Source organism: Glaciimonas sp. PAMC28666 (assembly GCF_016917355.1).
Lineage (GTDB): Bacteria > Pseudomonadota > Gammaproteobacteria > Burkholderiales > Burkholderiaceae_D > Glaciimonas.
Map to the genome: position 1 here is coordinate 2,663,850 of NZ_CP070304.1, position 25,391 is coordinate 2,689,240.

Annotated in this window: 16 protein-coding genes; 10 read left to right on the forward strand and 6 right to left on the reverse strand. The window is 55.2% G+C overall.

The window, feature by feature from the left end:
- Nucleotides 1–624: 624 nt before the first annotated feature.
- Nucleotides 625–1,098, reverse strand: a complete 474-nt coding sequence (locus JQN73_RS11365; RefSeq protein ID WP_205318911.1) for a hypothetical protein — start codon at nt 1,096–1,098, stop codon at nt 625–627.
- A 215-nt stretch (nt 1,099–1,313) separates the two neighbouring features.
- On the opposite strand from JQN73_RS11365, the gene JQN73_RS11370 reads away from it, so the two are divergent.
- From JQN73_RS11370 to JQN73_RS11390, 5 genes are all read left to right on the forward strand, one after another.
- Entirely contained in the window at nt 1,314–3,077 is a 1,764-nt protein-coding gene (locus tag JQN73_RS11370) for a ShlB/FhaC/HecB family hemolysin secretion/activation protein (protein WP_205318912.1), read from the forward strand.
- An 18-nt stretch (nt 3,078–3,095) separates the two neighbouring features.
- Nucleotides 3,096–11,528 carry a hemagglutinin repeat-containing protein gene (locus tag JQN73_RS11375; protein WP_205318913.1) on the forward strand — a complete coding sequence of 2,811 codons (8,433 nt, stop codon included), beginning with the start codon at nt 3,096–3,098 and terminating at the stop codon, nt 11,526–11,528.
- On the forward strand, nt 11,522–11,764 hold the full coding sequence (locus JQN73_RS11380) for a hypothetical protein (RefSeq protein ID WP_205318914.1): 243 nt from the start codon (nt 11,522–11,524) through the stop codon (nt 11,762–11,764). The genes JQN73_RS11375 and JQN73_RS11380 overlap by 7 nt, the downstream gene beginning before the upstream one ends.
- 503 nt (nt 11,765–12,267) lie before the next feature.
- Entirely contained in the window at nt 12,268–12,588 is a 321-nt protein-coding gene (locus JQN73_RS11385; RefSeq protein WP_205318915.1) for a hypothetical protein, read from the forward strand.
- A 643-nt stretch (nt 12,589–13,231) separates the two neighbouring features.
- A complete protein-coding gene (locus JQN73_RS11390) occupies nt 13,232–14,110 on the forward strand; it encodes a DMT family transporter (RefSeq protein WP_205318916.1) in 879 nt (292 codons plus the stop codon).
- Nucleotides 14,111–14,127: 17 nt separating this feature from the next.
- Here JQN73_RS11390 and JQN73_RS11395 read toward each other — a convergent pair whose 3' ends face one another.
- From JQN73_RS11395 to JQN73_RS11405, 3 genes are all read right to left on the reverse strand, one after another.
- Nucleotides 14,128–15,069: a cupin-like domain-containing protein gene (locus JQN73_RS11395; protein WP_205318917.1), complete on the reverse strand. Its 942-nt coding sequence runs from the start codon at nt 15,067–15,069 to the stop codon at nt 14,128–14,130.
- 286 nt (nt 15,070–15,355) lie between these two features.
- The gene (locus JQN73_RS11400; RefSeq protein ID WP_205318918.1) at nt 15,356–16,237 is read right to left on the reverse strand and encodes a PPC domain-containing DNA-binding protein; all 882 of its coding nucleotides are present in this window, start codon (nt 16,235–16,237) and stop codon (nt 15,356–15,358) included.
- Nucleotides 16,238–16,648: 411 nt separating this feature from the next.
- The gene (locus JQN73_RS11405; protein WP_205318919.1) at nt 16,649–17,269 is read right to left on the reverse strand and encodes a TetR/AcrR family transcriptional regulator; all 621 of its coding nucleotides are present in this window, start codon (nt 17,267–17,269) and stop codon (nt 16,649–16,651) included.
- 456 nt (nt 17,270–17,725) lie between these two features.
- Here JQN73_RS11405 and JQN73_RS11410 point away from each other — a divergent pair, with 456 nt between their 5' ends.
- From JQN73_RS11410 to JQN73_RS11430, 5 genes are all read left to right on the forward strand, one after another.
- The gene (locus JQN73_RS11410; RefSeq protein ID WP_205318920.1) at nt 17,726–19,126 is read left to right on the forward strand and encodes a TIGR00366 family protein; all 1,401 of its coding nucleotides are present in this window, start codon (nt 17,726–17,728) and stop codon (nt 19,124–19,126) included.
- Nucleotides 19,127–19,296: 170 nt separating this feature from the next.
- Nucleotides 19,297–20,298 carry an MDR family oxidoreductase gene (locus JQN73_RS11415; RefSeq protein WP_205318921.1) on the forward strand — a complete coding sequence of 334 codons (1,002 nt, stop codon included), beginning with the start codon at nt 19,297–19,299 and terminating at the stop codon, nt 20,296–20,298.
- Nucleotides 20,299–20,392: 94 nt separating this feature from the next.
- Nucleotides 20,393–21,916, forward strand: a complete 1,524-nt coding sequence (locus JQN73_RS11420) for a class I adenylate-forming enzyme family protein (RefSeq protein ID WP_205318922.1) — start codon at nt 20,393–20,395, stop codon at nt 21,914–21,916.
- Between the two features lie 21 nt (nt 21,917–21,937).
- Nucleotides 21,938–22,768, forward strand: a complete 831-nt coding sequence (locus JQN73_RS11425) for an enoyl-CoA hydratase/isomerase family protein (RefSeq protein WP_205318923.1) — start codon at nt 21,938–21,940, stop codon at nt 22,766–22,768.
- A gap of 60 nt (nt 22,769–22,828) precedes the next feature.
- Nucleotides 22,829–24,022 (forward strand): MFS transporter, encoded by a 1,194-nt coding sequence (locus JQN73_RS11430; protein ID WP_205318924.1) that lies wholly within the window; start codon nt 22,829–22,831, stop codon nt 24,020–24,022.
- Between the two features lie 115 nt (nt 24,023–24,137).
- Here the strand turns inward: JQN73_RS11430 and JQN73_RS11435 are convergent, their stop codons facing one another.
- Together JQN73_RS11435 and JQN73_RS11440 are read right to left on the reverse strand one after the other, a co-directional pair.
- The gene (locus JQN73_RS11435; RefSeq protein WP_205318925.1) at nt 24,138–24,680 is read right to left on the reverse strand and encodes a chromate transporter; all 543 of its coding nucleotides are present in this window, start codon (nt 24,678–24,680) and stop codon (nt 24,138–24,140) included.
- Nucleotides 24,677–25,267, reverse strand: coding sequence for a chromate transporter (locus JQN73_RS11440; RefSeq protein WP_205318926.1), 591 nt, complete (start codon nt 25,265–25,267; stop codon nt 24,677–24,679). The genes JQN73_RS11435 and JQN73_RS11440 overlap by 4 nt, the downstream gene beginning before the upstream one ends.
- Nucleotides 25,268–25,391: the final 124 nt, after the last annotated feature.

Sequence of the window (25,391 nt, forward strand, 5' to 3'; positions counted from 1 at the left end):
AAAAAGTGTATCGCGTGGCTCAATGAAGCAGCGCCCCTATTTCGGCACAAGTATTACAAGAACAGCTCCCACGCCGGATTCATTTTTTACATGACCGATGCCGATGGCCAACAACGCCGACGTAGACAACTAGCGTCACGCAATGTCAGACAGCAAAGTGCCGGATAACTTACGTAGCCTGTTTATGTACGTACTGAACTGTAAAAACACGACATCTATATTTTTCCCGTTTCGGATGTCGCTTCCACCCATGAGTTTTTATTGTTAAAGGCGTGTTCCGCGACCACGAGATGCCATACGCCTGTGTAGATGGGCCGGGCAATAACCCGCCTCTCGCACCATGGTGTGCACGCTGCTCGTACACCACGCCGCAACCGACCGCCGTGCGCGGTCTTTTTGTCGCCCCGCATTGCGTTATCTTTTTGATCTTATTGACCGCCGTCAGACCCTGCGCCGCGCACTACCCACCACGCCTGCGCTCTTCATTAGATACGCCGGTATTAACGCACCCTGAGGCACCGCCACAGACCCACCCAGCGCGGGGCATGGAGAGATATGCCCCGCATCAGCGTGACGCAGTTTGATGCACCTGGAGGCCTTTTACGCACGGGGGCATGGGAGGTATCACCCGGTCTTGCCGTTGATATGTTGTTCTTCTGCGGCATACCCGACCAGCGTCAATACATGGAATTGTATCTGTGCGCTCTGTTGCGGCGTGGCAGCCGCCAGACAGGCCGGGGTCAGACTCTCGCAGTACACACGAAGCACTTTGCCCCATCCGGTCTCCCCCAAAAGCGCTTGTCCGATCAGCGTTTGCGGTACAGGCAACCATCGATATAACTCCGCATCCGTAAAACGTAACATCACAACCTGCCCCTGTAAGGTCGCCACGCCAGACGTGCTATCGAGCAAGACGATCTGATGGGGCGCGTAAGTGCGGGTATGGCCGTTTTTATGCACCGACACGTTACCCGACACTGCCATGAGCAGATGATATGCCGGACCGGCAGGAAAGGTGTGCCATGGGGGCAGTGTCGGGAGTTCACTCGGGCGGTGTTGATCGCCGGGTCGGGCTGTTGTATGGCGTGCAGTGCGCATCGATTATGTCTCCCCATGGTCGTATTCGCTCTCAGATTATCTCTCTTCATACTGCCAGATACATTGCCAGAGAAACAATTTTTGTTTCAAATAAACAACCAAGGGATATAACAATTGCGCCAGCACTGTGAACTCTTGTTACATAGTCATGTATTTCCTATGGAACTCTTTCACCTTTAGCTACACTTCTCATCCAACTCACGAGGGCAGAATGGATGAAAGGCATGCGACGCTGGTCTACCGCGATTAAACAACTCAGCGTGGCCGTGGCATTGGCCAGTGCCTGTCACGAAGGCGGTGCGCAAAGCGTGCAGACCCCGGAAACCGAAGAACTGCGCCGCCGCAGTCAGGCCGAGGCCCAGGAACGTCAGCGCCAGCTGTCCCTGCCCAACGTGGTGGTGCAGACGCTGCCGCCGCTGGGGATCGTCCACGATTTGTCGCTGCCGGTGGAGTCCCCGTGTTTTACGATTGACCAGTTTATTCTCGACGTACCCGCTTCTTTACCGCTGGCGACCCGCGTGGCGGGCGCGAGCAATTTGCCGCTAGACCCGTTTCGCTTTGCGCAGAATGCGTTGCGCCACTACGCCGGTGCCTGTATCGGCACCGAAGGCGTCAATCTGATCGTCCGGCGTCTGCAAAGTCAATTTCTCGCCCGTGGCTACAGCACCACGCGTCTGGGGATTCCGCCGCAGGATTTATCCACCGGCGTATTGACACTCACCCTGATACCGGGCGTGATCCGCGCCATCCGTTTTACCGATCCGACCCTGTACGGCAGCTGGCACACCGCGTTTCCGACCGGCCCCGGCCAGCTGCTCACCGTCACCGATCTGGAGCAAGGACTCGAACAACTGCAACGCGTGCCGAGCCAGCAGGCGACCATGCAGATCGTCCCCGGCGAGGCACCCGGCGACAGTGATATCGTGGTCGACCTGCAACGCAAAAAACCATGGCGGCTGACCGCGACGGTAGACGACAGCGGTGCAGCGCCCACCGGTAAATGGCAGGCCGGTCTGGGACTGGCCGTCGATAATCTGCTCGGTCTCAACGACGTGCTGAACCTGGGCCTCACCACCGACGCCGAACGCCAAGGCAGCCAGCGCGGCACGGTCGGCGACAGCCTGTCCTACACGCTCCCTTACGGCAACTGGAACGCGACGCTGTCAGGCAATAGCACGCATTTCCATCAATCGGTAGCGGGCGTGAATCAGACGTTTCTGTTTGGCGGCACCACGCGCAATGTCGCGCTGATGCTGTCGTACCTGTTCGAGCGCGATGCCGCGCAAAAGAACCGCCTGCAATTCACACTTGGCAAGCGCTGGAGCCATGCGACGATTGCCGACACTGAAATTATTTCGCAGCGGCGCGACACCACCAGCGCCGAACTGGCGTGGGTCCATACCCATTATTGGGGCAACGCGCAGCTCGATGTGACCCTCGCCAACCGCTGGGGCGTCAACTGGGCCAACGGACAAGCGTATTTAACCGGTGCGAACGGTGCGCCCGACCCGACCAGCAACAATCTCCATAGCAGCGTGCAGACCCTGGACGCCACGCTCAGCATCCCCTTTACCATCGCCCGCCAGCCGGTGACCTACACCGGCACCGTGCGCGGCCAGACCACCCATTCGCCGTTGTACCTGTCGGACCAGTTCAGTATCGGCAACCGCTACACGGTGCGCGGCTTTGATGGGGAGCTGACCTTAGCCGCCGAGCGCGGTGTGTACTGGCGTAACGAACTGGCTTTCCCGTTAGCCAACAGCGGCCAAGCCGCTTACGTCGGTCTCGATGTCGGCAAAGTCTTCGGCCCCAGCGTGGTCGATCTGGCTGGCAACACACTCGCCGGGACCGCACTCGGTGTGCGCGGCAATCTCAAAGGCCTGACCTATGACGTCTTTTCCAGCTGGGCACTGGTGAAACCGCGTGGTTTCAGCACCGCGATGCCCGCCGTCGGCGTGTCACTCGCGGTCCAATATTAATCCCATCGGAACTCCCTCATGAATACCCAAGCCTACCGCGTCATCTTTAATCGTCACCGCGGCATACAGATGGCGGTGGCCGAGAATGTCTCAGGGCAAGGTAAAGGGGGCAGCGCAGGCAGTCGTGCGCGTTCCATTTCCTCACCCGCTGCCGGTGTCTTACGCATGGTGACGCTCGGCGTGGTGATCGCTGCGCTGTTTGGCAGTGTCACAGTGGTCCACGCGCAAATCGTGGCCGACCCGAATGCCGCCGCACGGCGTCCGACGGTCACCCAAACCGCCAGCGGCTTACCGTTGGTGCAGATCACCACCCCGAACGCAGCAGGCCTCAGTCACAACCAGTACAACCAGTTCAGCGTGGGTGCCGCCGGGGCGATTCTGAACAATGCCACGGTGGTCACCACTACCCAGCAGGCAGGCTTCATCGCGGGTAATCCGAATCTGACCAATGGTAGCGCCCGCGTGATTCTCAACGAAGTCACCGGCACGGCCCGTTCGCAATTGAACGGCTATATCGAGGTCGCCGGACAGCGCGCCGACGTGATTGTGGCCAATCCAAACGGACTGTCGGTGAGTGGCGGAGGATTTATCAATACCTCACGCGGCGTGCTGACCACCGGTACCCCGGTCATCGGCAGCGATGGCAGTCTGAGCGGATTACGCGTCACCGGTGGCGATATTGCCATTGGTAGCGGCGGGCTGAACGGCAATAATATGGACCAGCTCGATCTGATCGCCCGCAGTGTCGCGATCAACGGCCAACTGTGGGCCACCACGCTCAACGTCGTCACCGGCACCAATCAGGTCAACTACAGTGACCTGACGACGCAGGCTATTACGGGCGACAATAACGTCCCGACCGTCAGCATCGATCTCGCCGCGCTCGGCAGCATCTACGCCAATAAAATCCGGTTAGTCGGCACCGAAGCCGGGGTCGGCGTGGTCAGCATGGGCAATCTGGCCGCGCAGGCCGGGGCCATCAGTATCGACAACAACGGGTTGGTCACGTTAGCGGGCAGCACCAGCGCCACCGGGCCGATCACGGTCAATGGCACCAGCGGCGTGACCAATAGCGGCACCGTATACAGCCAACAAAGCGCCACGCTGACCAGCGCAGGCACGATTACCAATAGCGGCACACTGGCCGCACAAACGGATCTCACTCTGACCGGCGGCAACATCGCCTCCACCGGCATCCTCGGCGCCGGGATCGATGCGCAGAACCATGCCAGCCAGGCCGGTAATCTGCAACTCACCGCCACCGGCACGCTCAGCGCCACCGGCCAGAACAGTGCCGGTAGTAACATCACGATGACCGGGACCAGTCTGGACCTGGCGCACGCCACCACCAACGCCGCTGGCAACGTGGCTCTTACCGCGACCGCTGGCAATATCGACCATACCGGGGGCACGTTGCAGGCCACGGGCGCCGTCACATTAGCCGCGACTGGCGCACTGATCAATGACCTGGGCACGATCAATACGGCGCAACTGAGCAGCACCGCAGGCAGCGTCTCGAACGTGGGTGGGACGTTCACCCAAACCGGCACCGGCGCGACCACGTTTAGCACGACCGGCGCATTCAACAACAGCAACGGCGTGCTGCAAACCAACGCCACCGATCTCACGCTCGCCCCGCAAGCGCTCAACAACAGCGGCGGCACCATCGCGTTAGCAGGCAATGGCACGCTCACTGTGGACGTGGGCAATGGCAGTCTCAATAACGCAGGTGGCAGCATCGGCAGCAATGGCGCGACGGTCATTGCCGCCGGATCGCTCGCCAATGCCCACGGCAGCGTGTTCGGGCAAGCCACCAGCGTCACCACGTCAGGTGACATCGATAACAGCCACGGCGGCTATCTGGGCGGCACCCAGTTGACGCTCACCGCCGCCCACATCAACAACAGCACCGGGTCCCTCGAAGGCACGCAAAACGGTCTCACCGTCAACGCCACCAGCCTCACCAACAACGGCGGTACCGTGCAAAGTACCGGGTCCGCGCCGCTGACGATCACCACCACGCAGGGCATCACCAATGGCATGGTCAACGGCATCGGCGGCTTTATCGGCAGTGCCGGGGCGGTCGGGATCACCAGTGGTGCGTTCGATAACACGGGCGGCACGCTGTATGCCGCCAGCACCCTCGCGCTCCAGGCCAACGGCCAACTGACCAACAGCGGTGGGGTAATCCAGAGCGGCACCAATTTATCGGCCAGCGCCACCGGCGCGCTCGACAACACCCATGGCCGCATCGAAGCCAACGGCAGTACGGCGACGTTGACCGTTTCCGGCAGCAGTGTCGACAACACGGACGGACGCATTGCCAACAGCGGCACCGGCTTAACGCAAATCAACGGCGGCAGCGCGATCACCAATACCAACGCCGGGAGCATCGCAGGGCGCGGCACCATCGGCGGCAATGGCGACGTCGACGTGACCGCCACCAATCTGAATAACAGTGCTGGCGGTCAATTATTGGCACTCGGCAATCTCACGCTGAATGTCAGCAACGCCGTCAATAACAATGCCGGTGCGCTGTATGCCGGGCAGAATCTGCAACTCAATCAACCTGGGGCCACGCTCACCAACGTGGCCGGATCGATCAGCGCTGCTGGCACCCTCACGCTGAATGCCGCCAGTCTCGACAACAGCAGCGGCGTGATTGCCACCACCGCACCCACTGGGGATATTGCGCTCTTCACCGCTGGTAATGTCACCAACAGCAGCGGCACCATTGGCAGCGACCGCAATCTCAGCCTTACTGCCAGTACCTTAGTCGGTAACGGTCAATTGCTGGCCGCGCAGGATACCGCGCTCAGTTTGCAGGGCGATTACACCAATACCGCCGGCAACACGATCAGTGCCAACCGCGATCTGTCCTTTACCACCACCGGTACGCTCACCAACAGCGGCACGCTCGCTGCGGTGCGCAATGTCACGCTTGCCGCCGACAATGTGAACAATCAATCCAGCGGTCTGATCAATGCGGGCAATGGCACCACCGTCGTGTTGGCTGCCAACAATCTCACCAATACCGGACGCATTTACGGCAATGAGATCGCCTTAGGCGCACACACGCTGACCAACACGGTCGACGCCACCACCGGTCTGGCCGGGGTCATTGCGTCACGGGATACGTTACAGATCGGTGCGCAGCAAATCACGAACAGCGAACACGCGTTAATGCAAAGTCTGGGCGACATGACCTTCGGCGGTGCACTCGACGCCAACAATAACGTCATCGGCAACGCCGCCAGTATCGTCAACGGCTCGGCCACCATCGACGCCGGGGGCGCGCTGGTATTCCAGAGCGCGAGTTTAATCAATCAGAACAACCATTTCACGACCGCGCAGCAGGTCGATCCGACCCAGACCACGCAAGTCACCGAATACGCGTCCTGGGTCGCACCCACCACGTGGTACACCCCCAGTCAGGTAACGTGGGGCGACAGTGGCAATGGCGGGATTGTGTTAATCATGCCCAACGGCGACCGCTTCGAGAAATTTTACAAAAAGGATTACACGCAGGTCGTCTCCACCACGGTCGTCACCGGCAGCGATCCGGGTACGATCCGCGCCGGTGGCAATATGGTGCTCTCCGGCACCGTCACCAACGATAAAAGCACCATTGTCGCGGGCGGCACGCTGAGCGGCAGTACCGGGGCGATCAATAACATCGGTGCCACGGGTGAGACTGACACCACCGACCAGATGACCGCAAGCCAGAATTACTATCATTATGTCAGCGGCCACCCGCACCAGAATTATTATGACTACGACAATGGCAGTCCGGCAGAATACGATGTCGCGTTACCCTCCACGCCGTTGGCGTTGGCCGTCTGGAGCGTCCAGCAAAACACCCAGCCTGCCGCACTGAATAATGCCGCACTCGGATCCGGCGTGGGGAGCACGACCACACCGGGCGGTAATACACTGGCCCTCACCACCAACGGCAGCACCCAGGGCGTGGGTTCCGGCCACCGCACCACGGTCGGCACGCCCACCTCGCCATTACCAAATCTGGTATTACCGAACAATCAGCTCTTTACGATTCACCCGCAACCGGGGCAACCGTATCTGGTCGCCACCGATCCGGCGTTTACCAGCTACGGGAATTTTATTTCCAGCGACTACATGCTCGGCTTGCTCGGCATCAATCCCGCCGCCACCCAAAAGCGCCTGGGCGACGGCTTTTATGAAGAGCAGGTGGTCAGCAACCAGATCACCCAATTAACCGGCAACCGGTTCTTGAGTGGCTACAGCGACAACCAGGACGAATACAAGGCGTTGATGGATGCGGGCGTTGCCAGTGCCAAAGCGTTTCAACTGACACCCGGCATTGCTTTGACCGCTGCGCAAATGGCCGCTTTAACGGCCGACATGGTCTGGATGGTCTCGACCACCGTCACCTTGGCCGACGGCAGCACCACGCAGGTGTTAGCCCCGGTGGTGTACCTGACCCGGGCCGATGCGGCAGACCTGGCCCCGACCGGCGCATTGCTCTCTGCCAGCGATATCAATTTATCCGTCAACGGCACGCTGCAAAACGGCGGCACCTTGCAGGCCAGGAATAACTTGTTAATCAGCGCCACCGATATCGCCAACAGCGGTAGTGTGAATACCACGGGCACCAGCGGCACCACGATGTTGGTCGCCCGGAACGATGTCCTCAACAACGGCGGCACGATCACCGGCCACCGGGTCGGCATTCTGGCCGGACGCGATGTCACGCTGGACACCGGCACCGCCTCTGCCACCAGCAGCCACGGCACCAATACGGTCCTTGGCCCGGTCGCCAACATCAGCGCCGATACGCTATCGGTGCAGGCCGGACGCGATGTCACGCTGGCCGCAGCAGCGATCACCACCACCGGCGACACCACGCTGGCCGCCGGGCGCAATGTGAATCTGAATGCGGTGAACACGCACACCACCAGCAACGTCACCTACAACGCCGACAACCACCTCAATGCCACCCAGACGCAAGCCAACGGCACCACGGTCAACGCAGGCGGCAATCTGACATTACAGGCCGGGCAGGACATCACCGCCTCTGCCGCGACCGCCACTGCCGGGGGCCAGCTCACCGCTGTCGCGGGACGGGATATCACGCTGGGCAGCGCGCAACAGGACAGCACGCTCGATCAGGCCATTTATACCACTTCACACGGCCTGTTCTCGTCGTCCACCAGCCGTTCGCAGACGACCAGCAGCGCAACTGTAGCCATCGGCAGCACGCTGACCGGCAATGCGGTCACGCTCCAGTCCGTGCGTGATACCAGCGTGCAAGGCAGTCAGGTGAGCGCGACCGGGGACTTAACGATCAATGCCGGGCGCGACCTGGCGATCACCAGTGCGCAGAACACCGGTACCGAAACGGTGAGTTCTGCAGAAACCAAGTCCGGCTTCTCGGGCAACTTGTTGAGCGGCATTACGCTCGGTCACAATGCACAGGATCAGACGCAAACCGTGTCCAGCGTGAGTCAGAATGCCAGCAGCCTGAGCGGTGGGACGATTAGCACCAGCAGCGGGCGCGACACGACCATCACGGCCAGTAATCTGATCGCCGATCAGGATGTCAGCATCAGCGCCGGACGCAACATTGCCGTGCTGGCTGCGGCCAGTACGCAGACCACTGACAGTCATGCGCAGAGCAGTGGCAGCAGTATCGGCGTGATGGGCGGATTTTCAGGGCACGCGACGATTATCGGCCAGACCAGCGCGCTGCAAACCGGCAACGGCACCGATACCGTCCAGAACACCAGTCTGCTGTCGGCCAATGGCGGCAATTTGAGTCTGCAGGCCGGATTAGACAATCAATACCAGGGCACAGGGCAAGGTAATATCACCACACAGAGGGCCGATCTGCTTGCCCAAAATCGCCTGTCTATCGGCGGCAATGCGGTCGATTTGCAGGCGATTCAAGATAGCAGTACCAGTCAGTCGCACGCCGAAACGCAGAGCGCCACCATCGGCAGCAGTATGACCGGCGCCATTGGCGGGACCATCACCGCTATCGGTGACATGGCGACTGAAGCGCAGGCCACCGATAGCGGTCGTCTTAAAGGCGCACTGGCATTGAAGGCTGGTTATGACGCCTATAAACTGGCGAGTGGTCTGTCACCCACCGTGACCGCTGCAGCAGCCACCGACCCGAATCCGGCCAGTAGCGGCGGTGGCTTTGGTGTCAGCGTCGATCTCGGTACCAGTCACAGTCAGCAGGACAGCAGCAATACTGCGACACAGGCACGCGGCACTTCGGCACAGGCCAGCGCCATCGATGTTACCAGCCGCACCGGCGACATCACGATGGAAGGGGCCAAACTGCAGGCGCAGGACATTAGTCTGACCTCCGCCCAAAACATTGATTTAAGCGCGGCGGTCAATACCGCGACACTGCAATCGAGCAACAGCGGCAGTAGTGCCGGTATTGGCGCGACACTCGGCTCCAACGGCCAGCAAACCGGTCTGAGTTTCCATCTGGGCGCGTCATCGTCTACGGGGTCCGCCAACGGCACCGAGACCACCTACGACAATACCCAAATCACGGCGACCGATCAGTTGAATGTCACCAGCGGTGCGGACCTGACGTTGCAGGGCGCACAACTGGCCGGGAACAAGGTCAACGCCGCCGTCGGCGGTAATCTGACTATTGTGACGCAGCAGGACGTCAGTGACTTCGCCAGCAAACAAGAAAGTGGCGGCTTTGGTCTGAGCCTCTGTATTCCGCCGATCTGTGTCGGGCAAATTGTGACTGCCAGCGTGAACTACGCCAAACAAACCATCGATCACGATTATCTGAGCGCGCAGGGCCAAAGCGGAATCGCAGCCGGAAGTGACGGCTTTGCCATCAACGTTCACGGGAATACGGCCTTAACAGGAGCGGCGATCACCAGTACCGCCCCGGCCGCCAACAATACGCTGTCAACAGCCAGTCTCACCAGTACCGACCTGATCAATGCGCAGCACACAGAGGCCGAAAGCATCAGTGTGAGCGCCTCGACCGCTAGTCTGGCGCTCAACGCGGTCGCCAATGTGATCGGCAATCTCAACGGCAGCGCCAGCCTGCCTGCCAACAACAGCCAGACCAGCAGCACCAATAGTGTGATCAGTCCTGCCACGGTGACGATCACCGGCACCGGCAATGCCGCCCAAGATGCGCTGAGTCAGGCCACGGCTGCTACGCTCACCAGTCGCGACGCGAGTACCGCCAACGGCGCACTCAGCAATACCCTGACGTTACAACAGGCACAGCAACTGCCAGCCCAGCAACAGGAGCAGCAGGAGAACCAGCGCGCAGCCGATTTAGTCGGGTCTGTCTTGAATAATGTGGTCGGCGACCTGGCACAAGGCGTGTATCCGGATGGTTCACCGGAAAAGATTCTTCTGCACGGCATCGTCGGCCTGATTGAGGCGAAAATTGGCGGTGGTAACGGCGCAGCAGGGGCCATTGCAGGCATGAGCGTCGAAGCAATGTCGCCGATCCTGAGCACCTATTTGCTTAGCAATGGCTATTCCGATGACCCGACCAATAAAGACGCATTCAAAGCGTATAACGACATGATGAGCTTGGGGGCGACATTAGTCGGTGCCGCGTCGGGCACGTTAGCGGGCAGCAATGTGCAAAATGTCGCAGCAGGCGCAAGTATCGGCCTGACGGCAGACATCAATAATCGTCAACTGCATCCCAAGGAATTAACCACGGCGCAACAAGTTGCGGCGGCCAGCAACGGACAATTTACGGCAGCACAGGCGGCAGATGCTATGCGTGCGGCAAGTTACAACACCCAGAGTGTGAGCGAAAACGTGTCGTCGAATGCCATTGTAGGAGGGATGGTGAATGGTCAACCAAATCCTACCTTAGCCTTTGATAATGGGGCGAGCTGGTCCGTCAATTCAGTGAATGGTCAAGCGATCAATCTGGTGCAGAATATTCCGACCGCGGTCGACCCTGCATTGGCTGCGCTCATCATCGCGCAAACGGGGGGCAGTAAGTCGCCCTATAGCTGGACTCCGTCGACGTTGGGGATCGTGACGCCGAGTGCGCCCGTAGCATCTGTTAATCCGTTTGCAGCTGGATGGAATACGGGGAACAATTCAGCGGGATTGGCTCCTGATACAACCCCGCAAGAACATCATGACAATATGGTCAGCTTTACTGATAATGGGGCCACATTGACTGGTATGGCTTCGATATGGGCTCCCCCTCCCTTTAATGTCGGTTTGGCTGCAATTTCGGGTGCATTTAAGGCATCTAATTATTTGCTTAGCCCACCGAATAGCTCATCAGTATTATTCGATACCGTGACTACAGTTGGGGGAGCTTTTGCACCAGATGGTAAATTAATACAAACAGGAATTGGAATAACTACAACAATATTACAGCCGGTTGTCATACCAATTTTGGATAACAAACTTGAACCCCTTTCTAAGGAGGATAAGAAATGGTAAATAATGAACCCAAAGATGCCTTAACGATTTTAGAAAAAAAAATCTATCGAATGATTAGCTACGGGGCATTAATTTTAACCTTAATTTGCATTTATTTTGCGTCGAAACTTCCGACAGAAAATGAAAAATTATTGGTTAATATTGTTGGTTTTGCATTGTTTGGAATGTACGGAATTTTTGGACTAGCTGTGAAAAATGATGTTCGTGTTTTAGATTTAAGACGATTCACAAAGTAATGAAGATGCGATATACAACTACCTTAACCATTAACGCGCTTAGGTTATATTTATCGGGGCGATTTTTTTTATTGGTAATTTTGTTTTGGTTTATTCCAAAATTAACTAGGCAAGTTGAAAGAGGAAAAAAATTACTTTTTTCGTGTCGTGCAATAGTCTTGTTTGGGAGTCGGTATTTCAAACTAGGCGGGGCTTTTTACAGAGTAGCTGTATTCGAAGATTTTCTGCAAATTGTTCTTTGGAGAAATGAAATCCTTCAATTCAGTGATATAAAACAAATCACTGTTAAAAGTTCGCAGCCTGCGATCTTATCGATAGAAGTACACGGTGTAGCAATTCAAATGATCCTCCCAGATCGCAGAAAATTAGACGAATTACACTCTTTACTAATCGTCTCTGCCATCCAAAGCAGCAATTTAAATTCGTTGAAAACTGAGTTTTCACAACTATGCTAGGTGAGGGCACGGTACGAGCAGTATGCAGCAAATTCAGGACGAACCAAAGTGCCAGATTCAGAAAATCTTCTTCTCCAGCCGGACAAAGAGATTGTCATGACATTTGAAGACACGATTCAGCGGAGCCGTGCAAATAATGGTTTTGATGGCTTCTGTCGAATTGTGTTTTCTTTTATGCCAGAGAAAGATGCTCATTACACCTTTAAAGCCGGTTACGCTGACTCCGTTAAAAATGCATTGCTTGGACATTGCACGGCTGATCTCGAAAAAGTAGGTTCAAACGCTTTCAGTGAAGCTGTGGACATTAAATATTTTGAGATACGGCAACGAAGTATTGCTTGCATTCGCGCAGAGCCTCTTTCAAAGTGAGATTTGATGATAGCGGTTGCCTCGCTTTGAGTTCCGCAACTTGGTAAGTCCGAGAGGTGGTACGAGGTGTTTTGAAGGATGAAAATATTAAATTGCGGAACAAAAACAACGTTAAGTTATTGATAGGGATGATTTTCTCATCGGACTTGTAATCAGGGGGTGGCGGGTTCAAGTCCTGCAGCCAGCACCAATATACACAATGCCTCCCGTAGATTTTACGGGAGGCATTTGCTTTTGTGGAACGCAAAAAAACAGAGTTAGTCCACTCAGCATCCACAAAGGCCAAACGGCAACCATCGTTAAGACCCCTTCCGGTACCTGGAAGGCGCTCATTCACAACATCCGCTGGCCAACTACTTCTAGTACTTTCCGCACAAAGCGCGACGTCGATGACTGGTTGCGTCGGGCTCAATATGAAATTGCACGTGGCGAACATCGTGATAGTCGTCGTAACGCAAAAAAATAACTATTCGAATGTGTTCGCGGAAATTAACCTTAACAGAACACGTTCGTTTTCATGTCCGAATTCAGCCAGACGCGTGCGGTTGATTCCATTAAAATCTCGATTACAGGAAAAGTTTGCGGTGCGCTTCCGACAGGCACATCAAGTCATCCAAACCAATTAATCGAATCCCAACGAACAATGCAAAGTATCGAACTCATACTGCTAGCGGCCATTTGGGGCGCTTCATTTCTTTTTATGCGGATCGGCGCGCCGGAATTCGGTCCTGTCGCGTTAATTTTCTTACGAGTAGGTATTGCTACGCTGGTGTTGATGCCAGTTGCTCGTTCAGAGGTTACGCGTCAACATTTGCGGAGTAGGGCTTGGCCCTTGTTAGTGGTCGGTATATTTGGTTCAGCCATACCGTTTTGTTTGTTTGCTTACTCTACGCTTTATATCAATGCAGGATTTGACTCTATTCTGAATGCCACGACCCCGCTCTGGACGGCTTTGATAGCGATGATATGGCTAAAAATTCCTCTGGCCAGATCGCAAATGCTGGGGCTGATCGTTGGATTAATGGGTGTTGTTATTTTGGTGTGGGACAAAATAGGAGAGGGATTGCCGGATGTCTGGCTTGCTATCGGTGCGGTGCTATTGGCTACCCTGTCCTATGGGTTTTCTGCTAATTATTCCAAGCAGCGGCTGGCGGGAATTCCCCCGTTTGTGGTTGCTTTTGGTAGTCAATTTTTTGCAACGGTCGTGCTTTTTCCGTTTGTTTTTTTTAACTGGCCGTCGGGAAGCATTTCACTTTCTGCCTGGTCAGCTTTGATTGCATTGGCTGTTATCTGTACTGGCTTCGCGTTCATCATCTATTTCAGATTGATTGAAAATGTTGGTGCCGCTTACGCTACGTCCGTTACCTTTTTGATTCCCGTATTTGGTGTGTTGTGGGGTGCCATTTTTCTGCGTGAAGCCATCAGTCCGAACATGATAATAGGGAGTCTTGTGATTTTGCTTGGTACGGCGCTGGGGAGCGGAAAAGTTAAATTTCCGCGCCTCAGTATTCGCGGTTCATGAACTGATCTTGATGCGACTTAGCCAGCCTTCAGCGAAGCATCCCCGTTCAAGGCCAATGGCAGGGCTCTGGCCCATCGGTTGGCCGAAAGCGAAAAGCTCAGCGAGCGAACCTGGTGGTACCAGCCCGCTGGCACATACAAGAGCTCACCCGGTTGCATGATGCATTCGATCATTGCGGCCTGACGTGCAAGCGGAAATTTCTCGAAATCCGGTGCCTCCGGGTTAAACGGTGAGCCGAACAAGATGGCGTTTGCTTCGGATGGGTAAAGGAATTCATCGTGGTGAGGTGGGGACAGGAAAATACGCTTGGTGCCCCAGATCTGCGCAAAAATATTATCGTCATAATCGCAATGCAGCGGCGTCACCGTTCCGGCTGGGCCAAGCCAAAAGCGCGGCGGGCCCATTTTATTAAAATAGCTGGGCCAGTAGCACAACGTATTCAATTCACGTAATTCGAGATTGCCCAGATACGGTGGCAGGTCCTGCGGGTTATTTTCGACTAGCGCAAGATACGCCAGCAGAGACATATCCTGCATCGCCCGGTCAGGCGCGAAAGCGGTATTGACATAGTCGCCAACCCGCGCACGCACGGGTAACTGGCCGAAGCGCTCGCGCAGCGTTTGTGGCGTCAGTGCGGATAGTGGCCACTTGCCAACGAGTCCGGTGATGACGAATGGCAGGCCCTTTGCCGCACGCATTCGGAATGCTGAAGCGTCGATTATGCCCATGCGTTCTACCGTGGAAATGACGGGCAGGCTGCGACCGGCAAGCCGGATCGCCTCGCGCATTTCCTGTATTGATGTGACGCCGCGAATCAGCGCGTCCTTTAGCTCTCGCGCCTGTTTTTTGACAATGGCGTCTTCGGGCGACATGGCTGTTGATGAAGGTCGAGGCGGCAGCAATCGTGACGATTGGCGTGTGTCCTGAAGTTCTTGATTAACGGTTACCGGCTTTTTCATATTTCGATCGCTGTGCAGATATTTTAACGGTGATTAACGTCGATGCGCATATGGGTTCAAGTCCTGCGGCTAGCAATAATGCTTAAAAAGGCTCACAGCTATGTGGCCTTTTTCTATTATTCCGGAAAATCCCATTTTGTTGGCTTAATGAACTTTCGTGACGAGATTGAGGGTAGCGTGCCGTGAAGGTTCTTTCGAAGCATTCAAACAGTTTTGAGGAACATTTATGTCGACGAATATGAAGCCGTTCCTCTCTATGCAAATCCTGCACTCGCCTCGCGCTTTCTCAGTCCATCTCTTCCAGTACCAATTCAAAACATATCAACACAGGATTGGTGTCTCGCTTTATCCAGCCTCTGTGTACGTGGCCATGCGGGTCGATTACCGCAATGTGCAATGTCGTCTCGGGACCGGAGGCTCCGGCAAGCACCTGACCGGATAAAATTAATATTTCCGTTGCATTATCCTCGACGCCACTGCCATCTTCAAATTGTGCGCCAACGAGGCTTCCAACGCTGCCGCGGATGTTGGCGGATTTAAATCCGTGCGTATGGCAGACCGACTCTATACTTCGCACCAGGTCCTCATTGGGGCGGATCCTGGCGATAGCGCATCGTTTCGACGTGGTTGGTGCATCGCCAGGGAAGTCGGCTGCAGCGGGTATCGGATGGAACAGCGTAAAATTTGTTTCCTGATCGAAGTCCGCTTGCATTGCCACGTTGGCTAATCCCCATGCCTGGGCTTGCACCGCGGTGTCCACGATCACTTGATCGGTAAAAAGGTGGCCGCCATGCTCCATGCCGTCCGAGTCATCCCAAAGCGCGTGACAGTGCACAAACGGCATGCCATCTTTGCGGCCGATGGTGGCGCACGCCAGCTTGATATTTACTCCGTCTTCTATCTGGTGTGGCTCGCTATAAAATGCGGCGTGCTGATCGTCCTTCGCCAATGCGGGGCGCACGTAATGCAGGGCACGTAACTTCAGGTTTTCAATTCGGACCGTACCACTTTCGAAGCCTGCGTTCTTCAAAGGTGCTATCAACGCGTCACGTAAAGATAGATTCGGCTGGAGCAGGAACGTCAGAAAGAGTCCTTGGCCATCAAGGGATTCGATGCGAACAGGATCTGGTTTTCCTGGTTGCTTGAGGCTGCGGGGTATTGTCAGCATGTCGGTTTCCAATACATTCTTATGATGAGGCGATCCCTGTCTAAAAAACGCCTGCGTGCGAACATCTACAAAGACGCATTTAATTAATATCCATACCCGCCTATTTTATTCCGAACATGCAAACTGCATATTGACGATGCTCTTCGCTGGGAGCGGACCATAAAATGGACGGAAAAGTGGACGGAAAAGTGGACGAAGCCAGCCAGAGTCCGGCAGCGTACTACGGCCGAAAATCGTCGATGCGAAAGGCGCACAGAACAAGAAGGTGCTGAACTTCGCAGAGGAGCGGACTTTTCCGAAAGGGAATTTTGTTAAGCGGTCCGGGGATGGCGTTGCGGAGCGATATGGACCGCATGGGATGCGGTCCTTCCACAGCGTCAGCGGTTAGGGCGTTCAGGATTGATGACCGGATTAGCGCGGCTGTAAATGCTTCAAGTGTTCCATAAAAGCATTGCTTGCGTCATCAAGGGGCACTCTGGATTTTTCGAGTTTGGAGCAAAGCACGGCGCCCTCCCATGCGATCCAGAAATAGCGCGCAAGCGCTTCGGTGTTGACGTCGGCCCGGAGGTCGCCTGTTACCTTGGCCTCATCAAGGCAAGCTTGAATACGTTCACGCCAGTTCGTCAGTACGTTCAGTAGGGCGATGCGAAATTTATCGTCCAAGGCGGCCAACTCCTGGCCCAAATTTCCGATGAGGCAACCGCGCTTGTAGTCAAACCGTTTCATCCCTCCTGAGGCATCGGCAGTAAAGGCCTTGATGCGCTCTAAAGGCGGAAGTGAAGGGTCCAGTAGTATGCGATCCAGCTTGCCCGCAAAATAATCGGCATAACTATCGATCACCGCCAGCGTATAGGTCTCTTTGTTTTCGAAGTAGTAATAAAAAGATCCTTTCGGAACGCCCGCAGCTTTTACTACTTCGTCCAGCGGCGTATTGTGGAAACCTTTTTCCGTAAAGATGGCGACACCAATGCGGATGAGTTCGGCGCGTTTTCCTTTGTCGCGGGGCGCGGGTGCTACTGTCGTTTTAGCCATTTGTGGTTCCGGTTGGTGATGTCGTCAGAAGGGCGATTGCATGAACGCGTCGAGCCCGAAGACGCGGTATTTCTGCATCGTTCCACGGGCAGCCTTACAGTGCATTTTTCATGGGTTCTCGGGCTTGCGCCACTTTTCCGCTTTCAAATCCAGGTTTCAGTCATCCTGAGATAAGGGTTTGAATGTGTTGTCGCTCAAACATCGGACGTTTTCCTAGAGAATCATAATAGTTTGTAATTGACTGGTCAACTAAATTATGCCGCCTGTTGAACTACGCTCTTTTCTGCTCTTTTGAAAATAGTTGACCGGTCAGTTATAAGGCGGTATAAATATGCTCAATGGCTGATCCAGTTTGCTCGTTAGAAGCGAAAGGTCAACTATTGGCTGAAAACCGGTTCGTCAGATGTTCGTCAGAGTTCGGCAAACCACACCTTTATAAAATTCAGGAGACATGCGGTGGAAAAAATAATTGAGGAAAATACGTTACGGCGTGAGGAAAATGGCTTCCTGAACGCCGGACTGCAACGATTAGCAAGATTTTGCGTGATGATCGTGGAGCGGATCATGCCCGATCCCTTTGTCATTGCGATTATGCTGACAATGCTCACCTGCGTTCTGGCGTATTTTTTGGCACCGCATGCCTCCGTTCCGGAAGTATTGACCAGTTGGGTAGATGGCGTTTTTAAAATTGCCAGCTTTGCATTTCTGGTAGCACTGACGCTGGTAACTGGTCACGCCTTGTCGACCTCCAAACCGGTAGCGCATCTTCTTAAAACCATTGCTCAGATCCCGACCACCAAAGAAGGGGCGATGACACTGACGTTCCTGGTTTCGATGACTGCTGGTCTTCTGAACTGGGCTGTTGGTCTGGTCGTCTCGGCGCTGTTTGCGCGCGAAATAGCGAAACGCATGCGGGTGGATTTTGCCTGGCTGGTGGCCGCGGCCTATGCGGGCTGGTCATTTTACGTGTGCGGCATTTCGAGCTCTATTGCGCTGGTCAGTGCCAGTAAAGGGTCTCCTTTGAATGTGATAGAGAAAGTGACGGGGAACGTGCTCCCGATGAAGGATTTTTTATTTTCCCCGTTGAATTACTTACCTCTGATTATCCTGGCGATTGTTCTCCCGCTGGTATTCCGCGCCATGATGCCGAGCGATGCGGAGACTATCCCAGCTGACCCGACCCGTCTTGAAGCCGAGGACACCGTTTCATCGGAAGAAAGCGCAGCCCATACGATTGCCGGGTTGCTCGATCATGCCTGGGTGCTTAATCTTGCTCTGGTGGCGCTTGGCCTTGCCTACATCGTGTTGAAGATATCGCAGGGCGCGTTCACGATGGATCTGAATATGTTGGTGCTCGTGTTTCTGTTATTGGGTTTGTTGATGCACTGGACACCAAAGGCTTACGTGCGCGCCATAAACAATGCGGCGCGGGTCACCGGACCGATTCTGCTGCAGTTTCCCATTTACGGCGGGATCATGGGGATTATGTCTGCCACCGGATTAGCGGACGTGATCGCGCAATGGTTTATCGGCTTTTCGACGACCCAAACGCTGCCTTTCTGGAGTTTTGTGTCGTCCGTGATTATCAGCATGTTCGTGCCTAGCGCGGGAGGCCATTGGGTTGTTCAGGCACCCTTTGTTGTGCCGGCTGCCGAACATCTGCATGTTGCACAGGGCGCGGTGGCGATTGCAGTGGCATTGGGCGAGAGCGCCGCCGACATGATTCAGCCGATGTGGGTCATCCCGCTGTTAGCGATTGCCGGAGTGGGGATGGGGCGTGTCATGGGCTATACGGTGGTGGCTTTTTTCATCATGTGCGCCGTAATGGGCGGCACTTTGCTTTTATTTCCCCATTAGGATTCTGCGTAGCAGTAAAGAGATCACGGTTTAAATTGCTTGACATCAACTCTCGCACAATTAATAATTGACTGGTCAACTAGTAATTTTACAAGCTGAAATAATTGCAAAACAACGCGGTGTACATCTGGGTACGTCCCGGTTAAATTTACTTAATGAAGGAAACTCTCATGTCACAAAACAGATTTCAAGCGCTGGTCCTTCGCGAAGAAGACAAAAAAACCAATGCATCGATTGAAGAACTCACCATGGATGCGCTGCCTGCCGAAGATACGTTAGTTAAAGTGGATTACTCCACCCTGAACTACAAGGATGCGCTGGCCGTCACCGGTAAGGGTAAGATTGTGAGAACCTGGCCCATGGTTCCGGGGATTGATTTTTCGGGGACGGTGGTCGAGTCGAGCAATCCAAAATATCAGCCGGGAACGCAAGTGGTGCTGACAGGCTGGAGCGTCGGCGAAAAATATTGGGGTGGTTACAGTCAGTACCAGCGTGTTAACAGCGACTGGCTGGTGCCATTGCCGGAAGGGCTAAGCACGCGTGAGGCAATGATGATTGGTACCGCAGGGTTTACGGCAATGCTATGCGTGAATGCGCTGGAGAACGCAAACATCACGCCGCAAAGCGGACCGGTGCTGGTCACGGGTGCCGCTGGCGGCGTCGGAAGCGTCGCAGTTGCGATCCTTAAGAAACGCGGCTATTCCGTTACAGCGTTGACCGGCGACATCGAAAAACATGCTTATGTAAGTCAACTTGGCGCAACCGCTTTCGCCGATGGGCCGCAATGGCAGGAGGTTCCCCGCGCGCTTGAGGGGCAGCGCTGGGCCGCCGCGATTGATACCGTCGGCTCCAAAGTGCTTGCCCGCGTTCTCGCCGAAATGGATTACGGCGGTGTCGTCGCAGCCTGTGGTTTGGCTGGTGGCGCAGATCTTACGACCAGCGTCATGCCATTTATCTTACGCAGCGTAAAATTGATCGGTGTCGACTCGGTGATGTTGCCAACCAAGGACCGACTACACGCCTGGCAGCGTATCGTGCATGACTTGCCCATGGAAGTATTGCGTGGGATTACGGCTGCAACAGTGTCGCTGAATGACGTCAAGAACGCTGCGGAAGACATGCTCGGCGGGAAACTCAAAGGGCGCGTGTTAGTGGATGTGAACGCTGCCTGATCAGTTGTGGGGATCGGAGCATGAATTAATTGTGCTGAATTGCGTCGCTAATTTAATGGCGCAAAATCGCTCATAAAAAAGGACGGAGACTGCTGTGGAAATACAATCAAACCGGGCACTGGGAAGCGCCCTCAATACCGCGTGTAGCATGTTTGGCGATGCGCTCGCGCTTACCGGAACAGACAGTGCACTCACCTACGCGATGTTGGGGCACGAAGCCGAACGCGTATCGAGCGCGCTTCACACCGCAGGCATAATACCCAATGAACCGGTCCATGTTCACGTGTCGAATCACCCCTTGGATATTGCTGCGCTTCTAGGCGTCTGGAACGCAGGTGGGGTCGTGGTGCCGGTACATCGCACCACGCCCGCAGCGGTGGCGGCCAAGGTTCTGGACAAAACCAGAGCGCGACTCCTGATTGATATGCAAGCATCGACATCGACATCCAGTTCCGCAAGCGTCGTGTCCATGATCGCCACGGCGTCTCCCCCTGACAGACCGTTGTTGCACAAAGCTGCATTCATCATCTTTACCTCAGGATCGACCGGCACGCCGAAGGGCGTTGTCGTCTCGCACGACGCGTTCTACGGCAAGATTCAGCAGATTGATAGTTTGCTGAAGTTTCAGCCCAACGAAAATACGTTGCTGGTATTGAACATTACATTTAGCTTCGGCCTCTGGATAAGTTTGCTGACCTTACTGCGCGGCGGTACGCTCGTGATGGCCGAAAAATTTGATCCGGTAACGTTCCTGCAATCGCTGGTCGATAACAAGATTAACCGCGTCGGAATGGTGCCGACAATGATGCGGGTGCTGTTTTCAGATCCGGGGTTGGCATCAAAAATCGACCGCGTAGTGAGTCAAAACACCTTGCGCCAGATCTTAATTGGTGGCGAGTCTTTGGGGCACTCGCTTGCGGCAACGATCAGACAACGATTTTCAGATACCGATTTGATCGACATTTATGGATTGACCGAAACAGCGACTTGTGACTTTTTTTCTTTCCCCGAAGATTATGCAAAATATCCCGGTTGCATTGGTCGCCCCTCGCCAAACGTCGGGTTCCGCATCGTGGACGCTTATGATGCCGTGGTCCCTGCAGGGGCCTTGGGCGAGCTTCAAATCCGCAGCCCTTATCTCATGAGCGGCTATCTGGACGAGCCGGATCTTACGACAGCGGCGCTGTCGGACGGCTGGCTGAAAACCGGCGACCTGGCGCGCACAGTCAGCGATTCGGTGGTTGAGTTGATGGGGCGCAGCAAAGAAATAATTAGTAGGGGAGGGAACAAGGTGACGCCGGGAGAATTGGAGCAACTGTTATGCTCGCATCCCGATATATCGGCGGCTATGGCCGTGGGCCTCGCCGATGCCGTTCTCGGCGAACGTATTCACGTATTGGTGGTGCCGCGAACGGGTGTTTGTCTTGAAATTTCCGCTTTAAAAAAATACCTTGAAAGCCGCCTGGAAAAATTCAAGCAGCCCGACACGTATTACCTATCCGATGCGCTGCCGCTGGGGCGCACCGGTAAGGCAGACAGAGGGCAGCTCAAAATGATGATTCAATCCGGTGCCATCGTATCGGCCGCCGCCGGTATTTTGGCTTCGGCTGCAACTTAACACGGTTATTAAAGGACAAGCATGTCTGATTTCACCACCATCCAAACTAGCTGCCAGGACGGCATCGCGCACCTCATTTTTAATCGGCCCGAGCGCCTCAATGCATTAGATAAAACGATGTTGCATGAGATTAACGAAGCCCTCGATCAAGCTGAAGCTGACGATAGCGTGCGCGTTATCGTGGTGAGCGGATCAGGCCGTGCCTTCTCATCGGGTTTCGATTTGAAGGCCCAGATGGAGAGTCAACCGCAAGGGTCCAAGGTCTGGCGCGATATTCTTGACCTCGACTTTAATACCACGATGCGGTTCTGGAATAGTCCGAAGCCGACTATCGCCGCCGTGCATGGCGCGTGCATGGCAGGCGCATTTGAAATAGCCCTCTCCTGCGATATTACAATCGCCGCGGAAGACGCCGTGTTTGGTGAGCCAGAACTGAAATTTGGTGCCGGGATCGTCACCATGTTATTGCCCTGGATGACAGGGCCGAAGCAGGCGAAGGACATCATTTTCACGGGGGCCGACAGAATCAATGCCCAGGATGCCCTACGCATGGGATTTGTCAGCCGTGTTGTCCCGCAAGGAACGCATGTCGAGACCGCGCTGAGCATCGCTCGCGGCATTGCATTGGTGGATCCGGTTCTGGTCAGGGAGACAAAAAAGGCACTCAATCGCACCTATGAACTGCAGGGAATGCAGAGCGCCCTGAAAGAAGCGCTGGACATTGATCACAGCATCGAAACGACCGGGTCGCCGGACAAACGCGCCTTCATGGACATAGCGCGAGAGCGCGGCATGCGGGCAGCGATTGCATGGCGTGATGCACGCTTTGCGAACGCACAATCCACCAAATAACCAATCCACCAAATAACCAATCCACCAAATAACCAACCCACGAAATAAACAACCCACCAAATGAACAAGCCCATCGCCACCATTGTCCTGGCGCAACTATTCGGCACATCGCTCTGGTTCAGTGCCAACAGTGCCGCCGATGACCTGATCCGCCTGTGGGGACTGACTGCTGCGGATATCGGTTGGTTAACCAATGCTGTGCAAGCTGGCTTTATCATGGGGACGTTGATTTTTGCTTTCACGGGTTGTGCAGATCGTTTTGCCGCCAGCAAAATATTTGCAATATGTTGCGTCCTCGGCGCTATCTTCAACGGCTTGTTTGCGCTGTGCAGCACCGGACTGGAAAGCGCTTTATGGTTCCGTTTTATCGTCGGGTTGTCACTCGCTGGAATCTATCCATTGGGAATGAAACTTGTCGTTAGCTGGAATCCCCACAGTGCTGGCAAAAGTCTCGGCCTGCTGGTCGGCATGCTGACGCTGGGCACTGCCTTGCCGCATGGCATCCGGATGGTGGGCGGGTCAGTTTCCTGGCAAACGGTTATTCTGACCTCATCCGGATTGGCACTGATCGGCGCGTTCATGGTGGGCTGGCTGGGTGATGGTCCGCACCTGCAACGACGCGTTCACGCCGCACGCACGTTCGGTCATGTCATGGACGCATTTCGTGTAAAGGAATTTCGGGCCTCTGCCTACGGCTACTTCGGGCACATGTGGGAGTTATATGCATTCTGGACTCTGGTACCTGTGCTGCTGATGGACGTGATGTCCTCACCCGGAACGTTGGTCTATCGCAGCATTTCTGGTTGGGCGTTCATGGTCATCGGCGTCGGTGCAATTGGTTGTATCGCAGGCGGCTTGCTCAGCGCAAGAGTTGGCAGTGCACGCGTGGCATGGTGGGCTTTGGCCACGTCAGGCGCAATCTGCCTGCTGTTCCCATTTCTGCACACGTTGCCGATTCTATGGAAGTTGGCCATCATGCTCGTATGGGGTGTGGCAGTGGTCGCCGACTCGCCCCAGTTTTCGGCGATGTCAGTCAACGCCTGTCCCCCGGAGCTGATTGGCAGTGCGCTGGCAATTCAAAATAGTTTCGGCTTTCTACTTACCACCTTCGCAATTCTGATCACTACGTCGGCTTACCCTGTCATCGGTAGCAAAGTCGCCTGGATCTTGCTGCCCGGCCCGATTTTTGGCCTCATGGGGATGCGTTCATTATTGCGACGACCGTCAATGGCTTTGTCCGCCAGCGCTGATTAGCAGCATGCGCTGCGTAAGGAAAATAATGCGTCTGAGAAAATACCCAAAATGGGCCTAAGAATACCCAAAATGGGTTTTTCCAACCAATCATTTAAGCAGCTTATACCCAGCCAGGCTACACCCAACCCAGGACGCCGCCGACGGCACCCAAAGCAATAATCCACAACGGATTCAGGCGAGTACATAAAAGAGCGACGACGGTGAGAAAACAGAGGATCGCATCTCCGGCACCGTGCACGGCAACGTGTGTCAGAGACCAGCCGGTGGCGATCATCATCCCGACCGAAAGTGGTGCCAATGCTCTTTTGAGAATGCCCCCGAGGCGGGTTGACTGTTTCCTTGCGCCAAAACGGATCGCCGCGAGCGCAAACAGGGCCGGTGGCAGGACGATCCCGATCGTAGCCGCAAGGGCACCGAGCCAGCCTGCAGCACGCAGGCCGACCAGGGTGACAAATAACATATTCGGGCCGGGAGCAACCTGTGCGATAGTGAAATCGGTGAGGAAGGCTTCGTTGGTTATCCAATGATGCGTATCCACCAAAAAGCGCTGCATGTCCGGGGCCAGCGCCACAACGCCGCCGCCGATCGCCATCATGGAAAGGGCTGAAAAATGAATAAGGATCGCTAAGGCAATATTTTTATTGGCGCCAGGTATCACGACTTTCCTTTAAATTGGTACGCAATAATAGCCAACGGCGCCAGCACTAAAAGAACCAGCAATAGCGGCCAATGCATGAGCGCGACACCGCCGAACATTAACGCCGCAAACACCATGTTGCGCCAGGTTACCGAAAGGGTCATTGCCATCTTGACGGCCATCGCAACGATCAGGCCTGCGGCGACCACCGCCATGCCATTGAGGGCGTGCCCGATGACAGGGTTAGCGCCGTAATGGCCATAGAGCATGCCGAGCAGGATAACGATCAGGCTGGGAGGAACGATCACCCCGATCAATGATGCCGCTGCGCCGCGCGTGCCCGCATGACGATAGCCGAGAATGACAGCGAGGTTGCAAATGCTGGGGCCAGGCAGAATTTGTGAAAAAGCAAACAGTTCTTGAAATTCAGGCGGGGTCAGAATCTTCTTGTTTTCGACCAAAATGCGGTAAGCCCACGGCAAGACGCCGCCAAATCCCAGCATTGACATATGCGTAAATAGCCAGAACAGCGCCTTGGGAGAATAGCGTTTGCCGTCGGCAGGTGCATCATCCTGCAATTCTGGAAGCACGTTATGCGGGGTGGACATAGTCACTTTTTTAGATTTTTCCGTTGCACCGGGGGGGCAAGAAGCGATTTTCATCGCCTCCATAGTGGATAAACCACTTGGAAAATAGTGATGAATTATAAAGTATCGGACGTCAATTGACACG